Annotated in this window: 1 protein-coding gene; it reads right to left on the bottom strand. The window is 68.6% G+C overall.

What is annotated here, in order from left to right:
* On the bottom strand, window positions 1–239 hold a 239-nt coding region (locus tag ACQG3P_RS22960; protein WP_426806336.1), incomplete at both ends, for an ATP-binding cassette domain-containing protein.

The following is a 239-nucleotide window of genomic DNA, read 5'->3' as shown; positions in this document are numbered from 1 at the left end:
AGCGTGCCCGGATACTTGAGCAGCCACTGTTCCAGCCAGAACACCGCGGCCAGGTCGAGGTGGGTGGTCGGTTCGTCGAGCAGCAGCAGGTCGCTGGGCCTCATCAGCGCGCGCGCCAGGGTCAGTCGCGCGCGCCAGCCACCGGAGAACGTCGCCACCGGCCGTGTATGGGTGTCGGACGGGAAGCCCAGGCCATGCAGCAGCTTGCCCGCTCGGGATTCGGCATCGTACGCACCGAT

Source organism: Stenotrophomonas sp. SrG (genome assembly GCF_050031795.1).
In the GTDB taxonomy this organism is placed as follows: Bacteria; Pseudomonadota; Gammaproteobacteria; order Xanthomonadales; family Xanthomonadaceae; genus Stenotrophomonas; species Stenotrophomonas rhizophila_A.
Note: the sequence above shows the minus strand (reverse complement) of the source record. Positions and strands in the feature narration are given on the sequence as shown.